Here is a 16,644-nt window from a genome sequence, read left to right as displayed (position 1 = left end):
GTCTAGTTGTCGCCTTTTCCCACCAAAGGGGTTTCAGCGCTGTTGTAGCGATGGGGGCTAATGTTGTGCATCTCACTTTCAATCCAGTCTTCAACCACTTTCATCAGGCTGTCGGCGTCATGGCCTTCCGGTGAAATAGGTGGACCAAAACGCAAAGTGACAGTACCTGCTTTTTTGAAGAATCCTTTGCGTTTCCAGTACTCGCCAGCATCGTGCGCCACGGGCACTACAGGGGTACCTGTGGCCACAGCCAAGCGAGTGCCGCCGGTTTTGTAGCGGCGCTTGTAGCCCACGGGTACACGGGTTCCCTCGGGGAAAAACATCATCCATGCGCCTTCTTTCATGCGTTTGCCAGCCATGGTTTTTACTTGTTCAAAAGCTTCAACACCATTTTTGCGATCAATCGGCACCATGCGCAACACCCACAAAGCCCAGCCGAAGAACGGTACAAACTGCAATTCTTTTTTGTACACCAGGCACAGTTGGCGCGGTAACAGGTTTGCCGGGATGGCAAATGTTTCCCAGGCAGACTGATGCTTGGCCAGGATGATGGCGCCTGTGTTGGGCAGGTGCTCCATGCCTTCAACCTTGTACTGAATGTTGCACAGCAGGCGAAGCATTTTAATATTCAGTGCATTCCACCAACAGGCAAACACATACCTGTTGCGAATGGAAATGAAGGGGGAGACCAAGAGTAATAACGTTGCGTGAATGGGTGTATACACCACCACGTAAACAAAAAACAGGATAGAACCAATGAAGGATCTCACCACGGGCCTCCGAACTAGTTTTAGTTGTTATCGATTGTTTGCGAAAGGGTCGTCAGGCACCAAATGTTCGGCAACTGCAGTCAGATTGTCGAACACCAAGGTGCCTTTGGGCAATTCGTCTTTGCTTTTTTCAAGTGTTTTTTTGCCTTTGCCGGTTTTGACCAGAAATGTGCTGCAGCCCATGCTGGCACCGGCTTGCAAATCGCGAAGTGAATCGCCGACGCAAGGCACACCTTCAAGATTGAAGCCGGTGCGCGCCTGAATTTCCTGAAACAGGCCTGGTTTGGGCTTGCGGCAATTGCATTTGTCATCGGGACCATGTGGGCAGAAGAAGATGCCTTCAATGTGCCCGCCTGCGACGCCAGCCAGTTCATGCATTTTTTTGTGCATGGCGGAAAGCGTTTCAAGATCGAACAAGCCGCGCGAGATGCCACTTTGATTGGTGGCCACAACAATCCGAAAACCCCCGCGGTTCAAGCGTGCAATGGCTTCCATGCTGCCAGGAATGGGGATCCATTCATCCACGGACTTGATGTACTCGTCTGAGTCTTCATTGATGACGCCATCCCGATCCAGCACGATAAGTTTCATGGACTGTCCTTGCGTTGTGTTCTGGCTTTAAGCGGCCAGTTGCGAAATGTCGGCCACACGGTTCATCAAACCATGCATGTGTTTCAACAAAGCAAGGCGATTGTTTTTCAGCGCTTCGTTGTTGTCCATGACCATCACGTTTTCAAAGAAGGCGTCTACATTGGCTTTCAATGGAGCCAAAACCAGCAAGGCTTGCTGGTAATCACCCTGTTCGAATGCCCGCGTGGCGTGTGGCTCCACCTCTTTCACCTGCGTAGCCAGTGCTTTTTCAGCGTCTACCTGCAACAGGCTTGTATCCACCTCAGCAGAGCCCACTTCGGTTTTCTTCAGAATATTGGTAATGCGTTTGTTGGCCGCAGCAAGGGCTTGCGATTCAGGCAACTGCGAGAATGCGCGCACTGCTTCAAGGCGCTTGGGCAGGTCGGCGAACTGGCTTGGGTTTTGGCTGAGAACCGATTCAACTTCAGCGGTGGAATAGCCTTGGTCTTTCAGGTAACCACGCAGGCGGTCTTGAATAAAACCACCGATTCCTTCCACGCTGTGCTTGAAATCTGGATAGGCGACAAACAATTTGCTGGCTTTGTTCAAGGCATCGATCAAATCCAGTTTCAGGTTTTTTTCGATCACCATGCGAATCACGCCCAAGGCGTGGCGGCGCAAAGCGAAGGGGTCCTTGTCGCCAGTGGGAATCAAACCAATGCTGTAAATACCCACCATGGTTTCAAGCTTGTCAGCCAGCGCGGTTGCAACACCCACGGGGTTGCGTGGCAACTGGTCGCCCGCAAAACGGGGGCTGTAGTGGTCGGCAATGGCTTGCGCCACATTGGGGTGTTCGCCATCGTGGCGGGCGTAGTGCTCACCCATATTGCCTTGCAGTTCGGGAAATTCACCCACCATGTCAGTGAGCAAGTCGGCCTTGCAAAGCAGGGCTGCACGTTTGGCCTGTTCAACATCGGCACCACACACGGGCGCCAAGGCCGCAGCCAGTTCAACCAAACGACCATTGCGGTCTTTCTGGGTGCCCAGTTTGTTGTGGTACACCACATTGGCCAGGCCAGGCAGGCGGCTTTCCAATGTTTTTTTGCGGTCTTGATCGAAGAAGAATTTGGCATCAGCAAGGCGCGCTCGCAGCACGCGTTCATTGCCGGTTGTGATCAGTTCGGGTGTGGGTGTCAACAGGTTTGAAACCAGCAAGAAGCGGTTTTTCATCTTGCCATTTTGGTCTGTGATCGCAAAGTATTTCTGGTTGGCCTGCATGGTTAAAATCAGGCATTCCTGTGGCACTTCCAGAAATTCTCTCTCGAAACCGGCCTCGTACACAACAGGCCATTCAACCAGTGCGCACACTTCGTCAATCAACTCGTCGGGTTGCACCACTTTGTCGCCAGCAGCTTGCTCTGCCAAGGCTTTTACAATGGCTGCTTTGCGTTTCCCGAAACTGGCAATCACTTTGCCTTCGGTCTCAAGTTGGGCTTCGTAGCTGTCTGCACTGGCAATATTCAGCACACCCTGGCTCAGGAAGCGGTGGCCCAGTGTAATTCGGTCACTCTCCAGTCCCAATACCTGCGCGGGTACTACCTTGTCACCGTGCAGGCAAACCAGGCGGTGGGCGGGGCGCACAAAATGCACCGTGCTGCCATCGGGGCGCTGGTAACTCATCACCTTGGGAATGGGCAGTTTGGTGGTGGCAGTATCCAGGGCTTTGGTCAGCGAATCTTCAAGCGCCTTGCCTGCCTGGGTGCGCGAAATGTGCAGCACATCCTGTTTGCCATCGCTGATGGTTTCCAGTTGATCCACAGCAATGGCGCCCAGTCCCAGTGAATCCAGTTTTTTCTGCAAGGGTGGGGTGGGTTGGCCATTGGCATCCAGACCAATTTTTACAGGCAGCAGGCGTTCCTGAATTTTTTTCTCAGGGCTGACCGCAGCCACGTTGGTGATGCGGCATGCCAGTCGACGTGGGCTGGCAAAAGCCTCCACCGCGCTGTTGTCCGCGAGGTGGCCTTCATCGCGCAGTGTTTTGCTCAGCAGTTCGGCGAACGCGTTGCCCAGTGTTTGTAACGCTTTGGGTGGGAGCTCTTCGGTGAACAGCTCTACCAGTAATGTTGAATTCATGTGTATCAAGCGGCTTGTGAGTTGGGGGTGTTGCACATGGGAAAGCCCAGCTTCTCGCGGGAATCGAAATAGGCCTGTGCCACTGCACGCGACAAATTGCGGATTCGGCCGATGTAAGCCGCACGCTCTGTCACGGAAATGGCACCACGGGCATCCAGCAGGTTGAACGTGTGTGCAGCTTTCAGAATCATTTCGTAAGCGGGCAAGGCCAGGCCAACTTCGATCAAATGTTTGGCCTCAGTCTCGTATTCGCCAAAATGGCGGAACAACATGTCTGCATTGCTGTGTTCAAAGTTGTAAGTGGATTGCTCCACTTCGTTTTGGTGGAATACATCGCCGTAGGTGAGCACTTTCTTGACGCCTTTTTCTTCGCGCTCGGTCCATACCAAATCGTAAACATTTTCCTTGCCTTGCAGGTACATGGTCAGGCGTTCAATGCCATAGGTGATTTCGCCCAAAATTGGCGAACAGTCCAGGCCGCCCACTTGCTGAAAGTAAGTGAACTGGGTCACTTCCATGCCGTTCAACCACACTTCCCAACCCAAACCCCAGGCACCCAGGGTTGGGTTTTCCCAGTTGTCTTCCACAAACCGAATGTCGTTTTGTTGGGTGTCAATGCCAAGGGCTTCCAGACTGCCCAAGTACAGGTCAATGATGTTTTCTGGCGATGGCTTCAACACAACCTGAAACTGGTAGTAGTGCTGCATGCGGTTGGGGTTTTCACCGTAGCGGCCGTCTTTGGGACGGCGCGAGGGCTGAACGTAGGCGGCATTCCAGGGTTCAGGGCCCAAGGCGCGCAAAAAAGTGGCGGTGTGGCTGGTGCCAGCGCCCACTTCCATGTCGAAGGGTTGCAACAGGGCGCAACCTTGTTGGTCCCAATAGTTTTGCAGGGTCAGAATGGCCTGTTGAAACGTCAGCGGTTTCTTTTGCATGTGCGCCTGTGTCCTTCTTGATTCAATTTTTTGGTCATTGATTGCCCCGTATTGTAATGGTTACCGGGGCTGTCGAGCTTAGAGCGTGCCAATGCACAGGTACTTCATTTCCAGGAATTCCTCAATGCCCCACACCGAGCCTTCCCGACCCAGTCCTGATTGCTTAACCCCGCCAAAAGGACCCACCTCGTTGGAGAAAACGCCCACATTGATTCCCACCATGCCGTATTCCAGTGCGCGACTTACGCGGAACGTGCGTGCCGAGTTCTCGGTATAGAAGTAGGCGGCAAGGCCGTAGGGCGTATTGTTGGCGTAATTGACGGCCTGTTCTTCGGTGTCAAACGGAAAAATGGCAGCAAGTGGCCCAAATGTTTCTTCCTGGGCCACCAGCATGCGATGGTCGGCGTTGTCGATCAGGGTTGGCTGGAAAAAACGGCCACCCAGTTCGTGAGGCTTGCCGCCATGAAGAAGTTTGGCGCCTTTGCTCAGGGCATCGTCCACATGCTTTTGAACTTTGACGACTGCCTGCTCGTCGATCATGGGGCCAATGCTGGCTTTGGTTTTCAGGCCATCGCCCACTTCCAGTTTGGCCACTTTGGCAAGCAGTTTCTCGGCAAAAGCCTGTTGCACGCTGCGTTGAACATAAATACGGTTGGTGCACACGCAGGTTTGGCCAGCATTGCGAAACTTGGAGGCCACCAAGCCTTCCACTGCCTTGTCCAGATCTGCGTCTTCAAAAACAATAAATGGCGCATGGCCGCCCAGTTCGAGGCTTAATTTCTTGATGGTTGGCGCACATTGTTGCATCAGGATGCGGCCCACCTCGGTGCTGCCGGTGAAGGTCAGTTTGCGGACCACCTCACTTTCGCACAACACTTTGCCAATCTCGATGGAGCGGTCAGCGTCGCCGGTGATGACGTTCAGCACGCCAGCCGGAATGCCTGCCTGGCGTGACAATTCAGCCAATGCCAATGCACTAAGCGGGGTTTGTTCGGCGGGTTTGATGACCACTGTACAGCCAGCAGCCAATGCAGGCGCCACCTTGCGGGTAATCATGGCGATCGGAAAATTCCATGGCGTAATGGCTGCGCACACGCCGATACCCTGTTTCAACACCAGCAGTTCGCGACCCAGTTGGGGTGATTCCAGCACGCTGCCTTCAATCCGCTTGGCCTGCTCGGCAAACCATTCCACAAAGCTTGCGCCATAAATGACTTCGCCTTTGGCTTCGGCCAGGGGTTTGCCCTGTTCCAGGGTCATCAGAAATGCGAGGTCGTCGGCGTTGTCGATGATGAGGTCAAACCACTTGCGCAGCATTTGCGCCCGGCTCTTGGCGGTGGTGTTGCGCCAGCTGGCCAGTGCTTTTTCAGCACACAGAATGGCGTCATGGGCCAATGCGATTGAGGTGTTACCAACTTGCGCAATGGTCTCGCCAGTGGAGGGGTTGTCTACTGGAAAATCAACTTCACATTCATGAAAACCGCCGTATACAAATGGGTTTGTTTGCAAAAGGCTGGGGTTCTTGAATTCAAATTTGTTGTTCATTGTTTGGCTTTGGGTACTGCTCATGTCTGTCTCTCTTGTTGTTCAATGTGCTTCAAGGTTTAGCAGGGCTGTCAGCTGCGCTGTGCAGGCCACTGCGAATGTTTCGGTTCGCAACACACGTCGCGAAAAATTCAGGGGCAGGGCACCCAGTTGCGTGGCGGTGTCAGTTTCTTCGGGTGACCAACCACCTTCCGGACCCACGCAAATGACCAAAGGTTCCTCCGCGTTTGCCTGGGGAGTCCAATTTCGCAATCCCCGTTCGGCTTGAGGTGTAAACCAAAGTACATGCGCGCTGGGCCAGGTGTGTGCCACATATTCAAGTGCATCAAAAACAGACCTGACTGGTTCAACCATGGCCAGTTGTTCCCGTTCGCTTTGCAAGCTCGCCGCCAACACCACGCGTTCCCAATGGGCTTGCCGCTTGGCAGCCCGTTCACCTTCCAGTTTAACCACGCTGCGCTGGGCCTGAACCGGGTGAAAGCCGGCTACGCCCAATTCTGTGCATTTTTCAAGCACCCAATCCATTTTGTCGCCCTCTGGCAGGGCCTGTAGCACGTGCAAGGGTCTATTCAGCTCGGTGTTTCGCATGGCCAGTTGGTCGCTGACTTGAATTTGCGCCAGTTTCTTCGATGCATAGTGGATTGTGGCGTGGTACTCACAGCCTTTGCCATTCCAGACGCGCACTGACTCGCCTTCACGCAGGCGCAAAACCCTTGAGGCGTAATGCATCAAGTCGTCCGACAGATCAAGCACTTGGCCCGCGCTGTTGCAGTGTTCTAGCAGGAAGCGTGGTAAGCGCTTGCCTTTGTCGTGTTTCATGTTTCCCTGTCTTTATTCAATGGTTTGTCCGCGGGGGGGCGCTTTATTGGGATAGCTTTGATAAAATTCATTTTTTTCCAACTTTGCCACAGGCATAACCCTCAATCCCCATACCTATGTCCTCTTCGTCAAAGAACATGGCCAACGCGATTCGCGCGCTCGCCATGGATGCAGTTCAAGCCGCCAAATCCGGGCACCCTGGCATGCCAATGGGCATGGCCGAAATCGCTGTGGCCTTGTGGGCCCGTCACTTGAAGCACAATCCTCAGAACCCGTTGTGGGCTGATCGTGATCGCTTCGTGTTGTCCAACGGTCACGGTTCCATGCTGATTTACGCGCTGCTGCACCTGACCGGCTATGACCTGCCGATTGAGGAACTGAAAAATTTCCGTCAGCTGCATTCTAAAACACCAGGCCACCCTGAGGTTGACATTACCCCCGGAGTTGAAACCACCACCGGCCCATTGGGGCAGGGTATTGCGAACGCGGTTGGTTTGGCTTTGGCCGAGAAGCTGTTGGCTGCTGAATTCAATGAAGCGGGTTTCCCTGTCGTTGACCACAACACCTACGTGTTCCTGGGCGATGGTTGCCTGATGGAAGGTATTTCTCACGAGGCCTGTTCGCTGGCCGGTACCTTGGGCCTGTCCAAGCTCATCGTGATGTATGACGACAATGGCATTTCCATTGACGGTGAAGTAGAGCACTGGTTTGCCGACAACACGCCCAAGCGTTTTGAAGCCTACGGCTGGAACGTGATTCCGAATGTGAATGGCCATGATGTAGACGCCGTGGATGCCGCAATTGCCCAAGCCAAACAAAACGCTGCCTTGGACAAGGGCCCAACCCTGATTTGCTGCAAAACAAATATTGGTGAAGGTTCGCCCAATTTGGCTGGCACTGACAAAGTGCATGGCGCCCCACTGGGCGAGGCTGAAATTGCCGCTACCCGTGCCGCCATTGGCTGGGAGCATGCGCCTTTCGAGATTCCCGCCGAGGTTTACAACGCCTGGGACGCGCAGGTTGAAGGCGCTGCACGCCAGTCGGCCTGGGACAAACTATTTGAGGCTTACAGCGCCAAATTTCCGGCCAAGGCCGCAGAGTTCAAGCGCCGGATGGCGGGTGATTTGCCTGCCCAGTTTGAACAGACTGCTGCCCGTTTGCTGGCTGAAGTGGCCGCCAAGGGTGAAACAATTGCCACCCGCAAAGCCAGCCAAAATGCAATTACGCTGTTGGCTGCTGAATTGCCTGAATTGCTGGGCGGCTCTGCTGACCTCACTGGTTCTAATCTGACCAACTGGCCCAAATGCGTGGCTGTTCGCCGCAACAAGGAAGGCTTCACAGCCGGTAACCACATTAATTGGGGTGTACGAGAGTTCGGCATGAGCGCCGCCCTGAACGGTGTGGCCCTTCATGGCGGTTACATTCCTTTTGGCGCTACTTTCCTGACCTTCTCGGATTACAGCCGCAATGCGCTGCGCATGGCTGCATTGATGAAGAAGCGCAATATTTTTGTGTTTACCCACGACTCAATCGGTTTGGGTGAAGACGGCCCCACCCACCAGCCAGTTGAGCATGCTGCAACCTTGCGTTTGCTGCCGAACATGGACGTGTGGCGTCCCGCTGATTCAGTGGAATCCATGGCTGCCTGGAATAGTGCGGTTATGCGCAAAGACGGCCCCAGCAGCTTGTTGTTCAGCCGCCAAAACCTGCCATTCCTGGCCCGTTCGGAATCGGCGTTGAATTCGATCGCCAAAGGTGGTTATGTGTTAGCCGATGCAGCCGATGCCAAGGTCACCTTGATTGCCACGGGCTCGGAAATCGAAATCGCCATGAACACGCAGAAAACTTTGGCTGAGAAAGGTATCGCGGCGCGTGTGGTGTCCATGCCTTCAACCAATGTATTTGATCGCCAAAGCGCTGCCTACAAGGCCGAAGTGCTGGGCACAGCGCCGATCGCTGTAATTGAGGCAGGTATGACCGATGGCTGGTACAAATATATTGCACAGGCTGGTGTGAAAGGCACCGTGTTGGGCATGAGTACCTTTGGTGAGTCTGCTCCCGCTGGCGCCTTGTTCAAGCACTTTGGGCTAACCACCGAGAAGTTTACCGAGGCCGCCTTGGCTTTGGCTCAATAACAGACATTGGCTTAAGAAACCGAATATTTGATTTACTTTCAAGGAGATTTGTCATGACCATTCGCGTAGCGATTAACGGCTATGGCCGCATCGGCCGAAACGTACTGCGTGCCCACTATGAAGGTGGCAAAAAACACGACATTCAAATCGTGGCGATCAATGATTTGGGTGACCCCAAAACCAACGCCCACCTGACCCAGTACGACACAGCCCACGGCCGTTTCCCCGGTACCGTGAGCGTGGATGGCGATTACATGGTTGTGAATGGCGACAAAATCAAGGTTTTGGCCAACCGCAACCCAGCCGAATTGCCCTGGGGTGAGTTGGGTGTGGACGTGGTGATGGAATGCACCGGTTTTTTCACCTCCAAGGAAAAAGCATCTGCCCACCTAAAAGGCGGTGCCAAGAAAGTGATTATTTCCGCCCCCGGCGGTAAAGACGTAGACGCGACCGTTGTCTTTGGTGTGAACCACAATGTATTGAAAAGCACCGACACCGTGATTTCCAATGCCTCTTGCACCACCAACTGTTTGGCCCCATTGGTCAAGCCATTGAACGATGCAATTGGCCTTGAAACAGGCTTGATGACCACCATTCATGCCTACACCAACGATCAGGTGTTGACCGATGTTTACCATGAAGACCTGCGCCGTGCGCGCTCTGCCACCATGAGCATGATCCCCACCAAAACCGGTGCGGCCGCTGCGGTTGGTTTGGTGTTGCCAGAACTGAACGGCAAGCTTGATGGTTACGCAGTTCGCGTGCCCACCATCAATGTGTCCATGGTTGATTTGTCGTTCATTGCCAAGCGCGACACCACCGTTGAAGAAGTGAACAGCATTTTGAAGGCTGCGGCAGAAGGCCCGTTGAAGGGCGTGTTGGAGTACAACGAGGCACCGTTGGTGTCCATCGACTTCAACCACAACCCGGCTTCCAGCGCATTTGATGCCACCTTGACCAAAGTCAGCGGCAAGCTGGTGAAGGTATCCAGCTGGTATGACAACGAGTGGGGCTTCTCCAACCGCATGTTGGACACCACAGTTGCACTGATGAACGCCAAGTAATTTCCAAGCGTGTAGTGAATGAAAAAACCGGGCCTTGAGTCCGGTTTTTTTTCGCCTTGTATTCCTCAAAAAAACCTCCCCCTTTTGTGGGTCTCCCTACCCCTATTGGTCATGCGAAAAGCCTTGTTTCATGCCGTTAAAGCGGTATTCGTCGGGCTTCGGCGAGGTGGCTGAGAAGTAGGCTCCGTTCTGCTTTCTATTCAACAAATTGATTGCACACCTCGCTGGGTAACCTGAACCCATTGTGATAAGCGAGTACTGCCATGTTGACCTTCCGACCCAAAAAGCAAAAACTGACGCCCCTGCGTGTGCTGGTCACCAGCGTTTTGTTCATGCTTTGGATTGTATTGATTGCACCTGCCCATGCTCAAAGTGGTGGTGCTCAATTCATTGTCAAATTGAAGAACTCGGTTGAGCTAAGCAGTGCGCCGTCCCTGCGCCGCCTGGAAAAAGAAGGTGAATTTCTTGCCGATGTGATGGCGAGAAACAATGTGGATGCCACCTGGTTGCGCGCAGGTTCGGTGGGTACACATGTGATGCGTTGGGGTAGCAGCGTGCGTACAGGTGATCAGCAATCCATGCTGAACCGCCTGGCCAGTGATCCCGAGGTGGAGTTTGCAATTGAAGACCGGCCTGTGCGTGCATTTGCAACACCCAACGACCCAACCTTTGCCAATCAGTGGGCCTTGCGTTCTACATTCAACACTGCAGGCGCAAAGTTTGATCAGGCTTGGGATGTGGTTCGCGGGAGCGCCGATGTGGTCGTGGCTGTGTTGGACACAGGTGTGGTTTTTGAAACTCCCGATTTGATGGGTCGATTGCTCAGCGGTTTTGACTTTGTCTCGGACGTACCCACAGCCAATGATGGCAACGGCCGCGATGCCAATGCAGCAGACCCTGGTAACTGGATCAGCAGTGCTGACGCACAAACTCAGGCTTTCTCTGGCTGTAGTGTCAAGAATTCAAGCTGGCATGGCACTTTTGTTGCCGGTCAAATCGCGGCCAATACCCACAGCGATTCAGATGTGGCTGGCGCCGACTGGAATGTGAAGGTGTTGCCGGTCCGCGTGCTTGGCAAATGCGGCGGCCTGCTGTCGGATGTACTCGATGCGATGCTGTGGTCAGCTGGCCTTGATGTTCCGGGCATTCCTCGCAACCCTAACCCGGCCGATGTGATCAATCTGAGTTTGGGAAGTCCCACTACATGCAGCTCGTTTGAGCAAACAGTGGTGGATCGAGTGAATGCAGCGGGTACTTTGGTGGTGGCCGCAGCTGGAAACAGCGGTGGTTCGGTCGACTCGCCGGCCAATTGCAACAATGTTCTTTCAGTGGGGGCTTTAGACCGCGATGGCAGCCGCGCCAGTTACAGCGCAATCGGCAGTGCAGTCAGCCTGATGGCACCTGGCGGTTTCAGCAATGGTTTGGTGGGCTTGGGCAATTCGGGTACTACCACGCCTGCATCGGCCAGTTTGGTCAGCAAAACCGGTACCTCTTTCGCTGCACCTTTGGTGGCAGCCACGGCTGGGTTGATGCGCGCCATAAATCCAGCACTGACGCCAGCCCAATTGCGTAGTCAAATCTTGAGCAACACGTCGGGTTTTCTAAGTCCCAGAAGCAGCGCCTGCACGGCCAACCAGGGTTCAGGCAGTTGCAATTGCACCACTGCTGTGTGTGGCGCGGGCATGCTCGATGCTTTTGCGGCAGTGTCTGCGGCGAAAGGAACACGCCCAGTGGCCAATGCATCTGCATCAGCCAATGGCTTGGGCACGAGCGGATATCAGGAGAGTGCCACCGGCTTGCATCCTGTTCGCTTGCGTGGGTCTGCCAGCAGCGTTGCGGCGGGGCGTAGCATCGCTTCTTATGCCTGGACGCAGGTGTCGGGTGAGCAGCTGATGACCGGCACACAAACCACTGCTGATGTTGACTTGCCAGCCCCGACTTCAAGCTCCGACTTGGTGTTTCAACTCACCGTGACCGACTCGGTTGGCGAAGCGCACAGCAGCTTCACAGCCTTGCGTGTGTTGGCCAGCGGGGATGATGGCAGTTCACCCTCATCGGTGGCCAATGCCAGTTCAGGTGGCACTACCACACCCACTACTGACAACGGTTCGGGCTCCAGCTCGGCAGTTTCCGCAGGTGGCGGCGGTGGCGGTGGCGGCGGTGCAACCACATTGCCTGGTTTGCTGATGCTCACCCTGCTGATTGGCTTATTCAGAAAGTCGGGTTTTGCTTCAGCCACCATGACCGGGAAATTATAGCCAGTCCGAATAAAAGACCACCCAAGGCACCCCCCCTGTGTGCCTCAAATGCAATCGGGCCGCCCACCAAAGCATCGGTGGTGTGGCCAGAATTCCATTCAAGTATCAGCTTTGCAATCAGCCCCGCGGCAAGAACCCACAAAGGCCAGCCCAGAGCAGGTTTGCTTGGGGTTCGGTGCAGCGCGAGCAGCAGACAGGCAGTGAACTGAAAATGCAGGGCGCCGCTCAATCCGCAATACCATTGAACAGGCTCAATCCAGGTCAAGTAAAACGCAAGCCACACCAGTGAAAGCAACTGTACCCACAGCCATTCGCGTTGGCTTCGCTGGTTTGAAAATCCCCAGGCCACAATCGCCAAGCCGCCCAGGTTCAGGCCCAGGTGAACCCAGCCTAGGTGGGTAAACTGCGCTATCAGGATGTAAATGAAGAATGAGTCAATTAAATCAAGCCCTTGCCGGGCGAAGTCGGGCCCAAAAACTTGCCCTGCAATTGCCAATATTCCAATCACAAAGGAGTAGGCAACCCCGAGGAAAAGCGGGCTGGGGGCGTTATAATTCCGGATTGTTTCCAATAACCTTCCTTGAGAGTTGAAAAGCAATGTTGCGTTTCCTGCGCCTGACTGACCAAAACGTATCCAACAAACGTGTATTGATCCGCGTCGATTTTAACGTGCCAGTGGATGCAAATGGCAACATCACGGAAGACACCCGCATTCGTGCCTCTTTGCCCGGCATTGAATACTGCTTGAACAACAACGCAGCCTTGCTGCTGACCAGCCACTTTGGCCGACCCACCGAGGGTGAGTACGATGAGAGGTTGAGTTTGGCCCCGGTGGCCGCGCGTCTGGGTGAATTGTTGGGCCGCCCTGTTCGCTTGGTCAAAGACTGGGTGAATGGTGTAGACGTGAAGGCTGGTGAAGTGTTGCTGCTGGAAAACTGCCGGTTCAATAAAGGCGAAAAAAAGAACAACCCCGAACTGGCACAAAAAATTGCCGCGCTTTGCGATGTTTATGTCAATGACGCCTTCGGCACGGCCCATCGTGCAGAGGCCACTACTCACGGCGCGGCACAATATGCGCCAGTGGCGTGTGCAGGCCCTTTGCTGGCTGCCGAACTTGATGCCTTGGGTGCAGCGCTTTCCGCTCCCAAACGCCCAATGGTGGCGATTGTGGCGGGTTCTAAGGTGTCGACCAAACTGACAATTTTGAATAGTCTGGCCGACAAAGTGGACCAGTTGATTGTGGGTGGCGGTATCGCCAATACATTCATGGCTGCGCTGGGCTTGCCAATCGGCAAGTCGCTTGCCGAGCACGACTTGGTGGGCGAGGCCAAAACCATCATCGACAACATGAAAGCCCGAGGCGCTGCTGTGCCAATTCCGAGCGATGTCGTGGTGGGCAAAGAATTTTCCCCGACAGCTTATGCCACCAGCAAGAAGGTGGCCGATGTGGCCGCTGATGACATGATTTTCGACATCGGCCCCAACACAGCCGAGGAATTGGCTGCCATTCTGGACAAAGCCGGCACCATTGTGTGGAACGGCCCCGTGGGAGTGTTTGAGTTCGATCAGTTTGGCAAAGGCACCGAGCTCCTGGCCATGGCAATTGCAAATTCCAAGGCTTTTTCGATTGCGGGCGGTGGCGACACCTTGGCGGCTATTTCAAAGTACAACATTGGTGATCAGGTCAGTTATATTTCAACCGGTGGCGGCGCATTTCTTGAGTTTCTGGAGGGTAAAACCCTGCCGGCCGTAGAAATTCTTCAACAGAGAGCGGCTTAATGTCTAACTCAGGGAGCAAATTGGTGCCCAACGTGTATGTACCCCGTCAAACCAAAATAGTGGCCACTTTGGGGCCGGCATCTACCGATCCCGCAGTTCTTGAGCGAATGATCGCAGCGGGCATGAATGTGGTGCGGGTCAACTTCTCGCACGGCACTGCCCAGGAGCATATTGATCGGGTCAAAACCGTGCGTGAAATTGCGGCCCGTTTGAAGCGCGACATTGCGGTGATGGCCGATTTACAAGGGCCCAAAATTCGAATTGGTGTGTTTGCCAATGGCTCCACCAACCTCGTTAACGGTCAGCCCTTTGTGCTGGAAGCCAAGTGCGACTCAGGCGACGACGAGCGGGTTGGGCTGGACTATCCCGAGCTGGTGAATGATGTCAAAACAGGCGATACCCTGTTGCTGGATGACGGCAAGATTGTACTGAAAGTCAAAAAAGTAACCCCCAGTCAAATTCACTGTGAAACTGAAGTGGGTGGTGTGCTCAAGAATCGCAAGGGCATTAACAAATTGGGCGGTGGTTTGTCCGCGCCTGCCCTCACGTCGAAAGACATGGAAGACATCCGCACTGCAGTGGCTTTCGAGGCTGACTATATTGCGGTCAGCTTTCCCAAAAGCGGTGCGGATATGTACATGGCGCGCGAACTGACTCGCGCGGCAGGTGGCCACGCCATGATGATTGCCAAGATTGAACGTTGCGAGGCACTTGAGAATCTGGATGATTTAATCCGTTCTTGCGACGGTCTGATGGTGGCACGCGGTGATTTGGCAGTTGAAATTGGTGATGCCGCTGTACCTGCAGCCCAAAAGCGCCTTATTCGCGCCGCCCGGGAAGCCAACAAGCTGACCATTACTGCTACCCAGATGATGGAAAGCATGATTGAAAGCCCCGTGCCCACCCGCGCTGAAGTGTCCGATGTGGCCAATGCAGTGCTCGATGGCACAGACGCCGTGATGTTGTCAGCTGAAACCGCTGCGGGCAAGTTCCCAGTAGAAACAATTGTGGCCATGGCCCGCGTGTGTGTTGAAGCAGAAAAGTCAGCCACCATCAGCCTGGACACCGATTTCCTGAATCGCAAGTTCAAGCGAGTGGACCAGTCCATTGCAATGGCCGCTTTGTTTACTGCACACCACCTTGAGGTGAAAGCGATTGCGGCGTTGACCCAGTCTGGGTCTACTGCCTTGTGGATGTCGCGTTTGAACAGTGGCGTGCCGATTTTCGCGCTGACGCCCGAGGAGAAAACCCGCCGTCGCCTGTCGATGTACCGCGATGTGCGCACTGTCATGATGCAGTACGAAACTGAGGACCGTGAGGTGTTGCTGGCGAAATCAGAGCAGGCTTTGCTGGATGCCAAAGTGGTTGAGTTGGGTGATCTGATTGTGATCACCATTGGTGAGCCAATCGGTAAATCGGGCGGAACCAACACCATGAAAATTGTTCGCGTGGGCGAACACATTGGCTTGCTGAATTAACCAGCTATTTGACTAATTTTATTTTTCGGAGACTTTGAAATGCCTCTCGTATCCATGCGCCAACTGCTGGACCATGCCGCCGAAAACGGCTATGGCATCCCCGCCTTCAATGTGAACAACCTGGAACAGGTTCAGGCTGTTATGGCCGCTGCCGACGAGGTGGGTGCGCCTGTTATTCTTCAAGCCAGCGCGGGTGCCCGCAAGTACGCTGGCGAGCCGTTCATCAAGCACCTGATTCAGGCGGCTGTGGAAGCATTTCCGCACATTCCTTTGGTTATGCATCAAGACCATGGCACAAGCCCCAAGGTTTGCCAGGGCGCAATCGACCTGGGCTTTGGCTCGGTGATGATGGACGGCTCTTTGATGGAAGACGGCAAAACACCGGCTTCATTCGACTACAACCTTGAAGTGACCCGCAAAGTGGTAGACATGGCGCACAAGGTGGGTGTGACAGTGGAAGGTGAACTGGGTTGCCTGGGTAACCTGGAAACAGGTGAAGCGGGCGAGGAAGATGGCATTGGCGCCGAGGGTAAACTGGATCACAGCCAAATGCTGACCGATCCCGAAGAGGCTGCCGTGTTTGTCAAGGGCACACAACTGGACGCTTTGGCCATCGCCATTGGTACTAGTCATGGTGCCTACAAGTTCAGCCGCAAGCCCACTGGCGATATTCTTGCCATTTCACGCGTGAAGGAAATTCATGCCCGTATTCCAAATACCCACCTGGTGATGCACGGTTCATCGTCGGTGCCCGCAGAATTGCTGGCCATCATCAACCAGTATGGCGGCAAGATGAAAGAAACCTACGGTGTGCCTGTGGAGGAAATTCAGGAAGCCATCAAGTATGGTGTGCGCAAAATCAACATTGATACCGATATTCGTCTGGCCATGACTGGTGCGGTGCGTAAGTTCTTGTTCGAGAACCCCGACAAATTCGACGCGCGTGAGTGGCTGAAACCCGCGCGTGAAGCGGCCAAGCAAATTTGCAAACAGCGTTACATGGAATTTGGTTGTGAAGGGCAGGGCGCGAAAATCAAGCCGATCCCCATGAGCGAAATTGCACAGAAATACGCCAAAGGCGAACTCGCGCAAATCGTTCAATAAACGGTCAGCAAAAGCCTGTTGAAGCTCACGCGGGCTGTGCCCCGCGTGTTTTATTTT

At 54.2% G+C, this 16,644-nt stretch carries 13 protein-coding genes; 6 read left to right on the top strand and 7 right to left on the bottom strand.

Going from position 1 to position 16,644, the window contains the following annotated elements:
• Positions 1-2 precede the first annotated feature (2 nt).
• The 6 genes from HKT17_RS11705 to HKT17_RS11680 form a co-directional block, all read right to left on the bottom strand.
• Entirely contained in the window at positions 3-770 is a 768-nt protein-coding gene (locus HKT17_RS11705) for a lysophospholipid acyltransferase family protein (protein ID WP_240965794.1), read from the bottom strand.
• A 27-nt stretch (positions 771-797) separates the two neighbouring features.
• A complete protein-coding gene (gene gmhB, locus HKT17_RS11700; RefSeq protein ID WP_105027065.1) occupies positions 798-1,361 on the bottom strand; it encodes a D-glycero-beta-D-manno-heptose 1,7-bisphosphate 7-phosphatase in 564 nt (187 codons plus the stop codon).
• A 27-nt stretch (positions 1,362-1,388) separates the two neighbouring features.
• Positions 1,389-3,473 (bottom strand): glycine--tRNA ligase subunit beta, encoded by a 2,085-nt coding sequence (glyS, locus tag HKT17_RS11695; RefSeq protein WP_171100251.1) that lies wholly within the window; start codon positions 3,471-3,473, stop codon positions 1,389-1,391.
• Positions 3,474-3,478: 5 nt separating this feature from the next.
• Positions 3,479-4,405: a glycine--tRNA ligase subunit alpha gene (glyQ, locus tag HKT17_RS11690; protein ID WP_008251553.1), complete on the bottom strand. Its 927-nt coding sequence runs from the start codon at positions 4,403-4,405 to the stop codon at positions 3,479-3,481.
• 78 nt (positions 4,406-4,483) lie between these two features.
• Positions 4,484-5,974, bottom strand: a complete 1,491-nt coding sequence (locus HKT17_RS11685) for an NAD-dependent succinate-semialdehyde dehydrogenase (protein ID WP_171100249.1) — start codon at positions 5,972-5,974, stop codon at positions 4,484-4,486.
• Between the two features lie 18 nt (positions 5,975-5,992).
• Positions 5,993-6,769, bottom strand: a complete 777-nt coding sequence (locus tag HKT17_RS11680; RefSeq protein WP_171100247.1) for a 16S rRNA (uracil(1498)-N(3))-methyltransferase — start codon at positions 6,767-6,769, stop codon at positions 5,993-5,995.
• A gap of 116 nt (positions 6,770-6,885) precedes the next feature.
• Here HKT17_RS11680 and tkt point away from each other — a divergent pair, with 116 nt between their 5' ends.
• The 3 genes from tkt (at position 6,886) to HKT17_RS11665 (ending at position 12,226) form a co-directional block, all read left to right on the top strand.
• A complete protein-coding gene (gene tkt, locus HKT17_RS11675) occupies positions 6,886-8,904 on the top strand; it encodes a transketolase (RefSeq protein WP_171100245.1) in 2,019 nt (672 codons plus the stop codon).
• Positions 8,905-8,957: 53 nt separating this feature from the next.
• The gene (gene gap / locus HKT17_RS11670) at positions 8,958-9,968 is read left to right on the top strand and encodes a type I glyceraldehyde-3-phosphate dehydrogenase (RefSeq protein WP_008251545.1); all 1,011 of its coding nucleotides are present in this window, start codon (positions 8,958-8,960) and stop codon (positions 9,966-9,968) included.
• 263 nt (positions 9,969-10,231) lie between these two features.
• Positions 10,232-12,226: a S8 family peptidase gene (locus HKT17_RS11665; protein ID WP_171100243.1), complete on the top strand. Its 1,995-nt coding sequence runs from the start codon at positions 10,232-10,234 to the stop codon at positions 12,224-12,226.
• On the opposite strand, the gene HKT17_RS11660 is transcribed toward HKT17_RS11665, so the two are convergent.
• Positions 12,180-12,734 (bottom strand): rhomboid family intramembrane serine protease, encoded by a 555-nt coding sequence (locus tag HKT17_RS11660; protein ID WP_171100240.1) that lies wholly within the window; start codon positions 12,732-12,734, stop codon positions 12,180-12,182. The genes HKT17_RS11665 and HKT17_RS11660 overlap by 47 nt on opposite strands.
• Positions 12,735-12,823: 89 nt before the next feature.
• Between HKT17_RS11660 and HKT17_RS11655 the strand changes: the two genes are divergently transcribed.
• The 3 genes from HKT17_RS11655 to fba are packed head-to-tail and all read left to right on the top strand — an operon-like array spanning position 12,824 to position 16,587.
• On the top strand, positions 12,824-14,005 hold the full coding sequence (locus HKT17_RS11655) for a phosphoglycerate kinase (RefSeq protein ID WP_240965793.1): 1,182 nt from the start codon (positions 12,824-12,826) through the stop codon (positions 14,003-14,005).
• Entirely contained in the window at positions 14,005-15,483 is a 1,479-nt protein-coding gene (gene pyk / locus HKT17_RS11650; RefSeq protein ID WP_105027057.1) for a pyruvate kinase, read from the top strand. Before HKT17_RS11655 ends, pyk begins: the two co-directional genes overlap by 1 nt.
• Positions 15,484-15,522: 39 nt before the next feature.
• Positions 15,523-16,587 carry a class II fructose-bisphosphate aldolase gene (gene fba / locus HKT17_RS11645; RefSeq protein ID WP_105027056.1) on the top strand — a complete coding sequence of 355 codons (1,065 nt, stop codon included), beginning with the start codon at positions 15,523-15,525 and terminating at the stop codon, positions 16,585-16,587.
• Positions 16,588-16,644: the final 57 nt, after the last annotated feature.

This window comes from Limnobacter sp. SAORIC-580, assembly GCF_013004065.1.
GTDB classification, from domain to species: domain Bacteria; phylum Pseudomonadota; class Gammaproteobacteria; order Burkholderiales; family Burkholderiaceae_B; genus Limnobacter; species Limnobacter profundi.
Note: the sequence above shows the minus strand (reverse complement) of the source record. Positions and strands in the feature narration are given on the sequence as shown.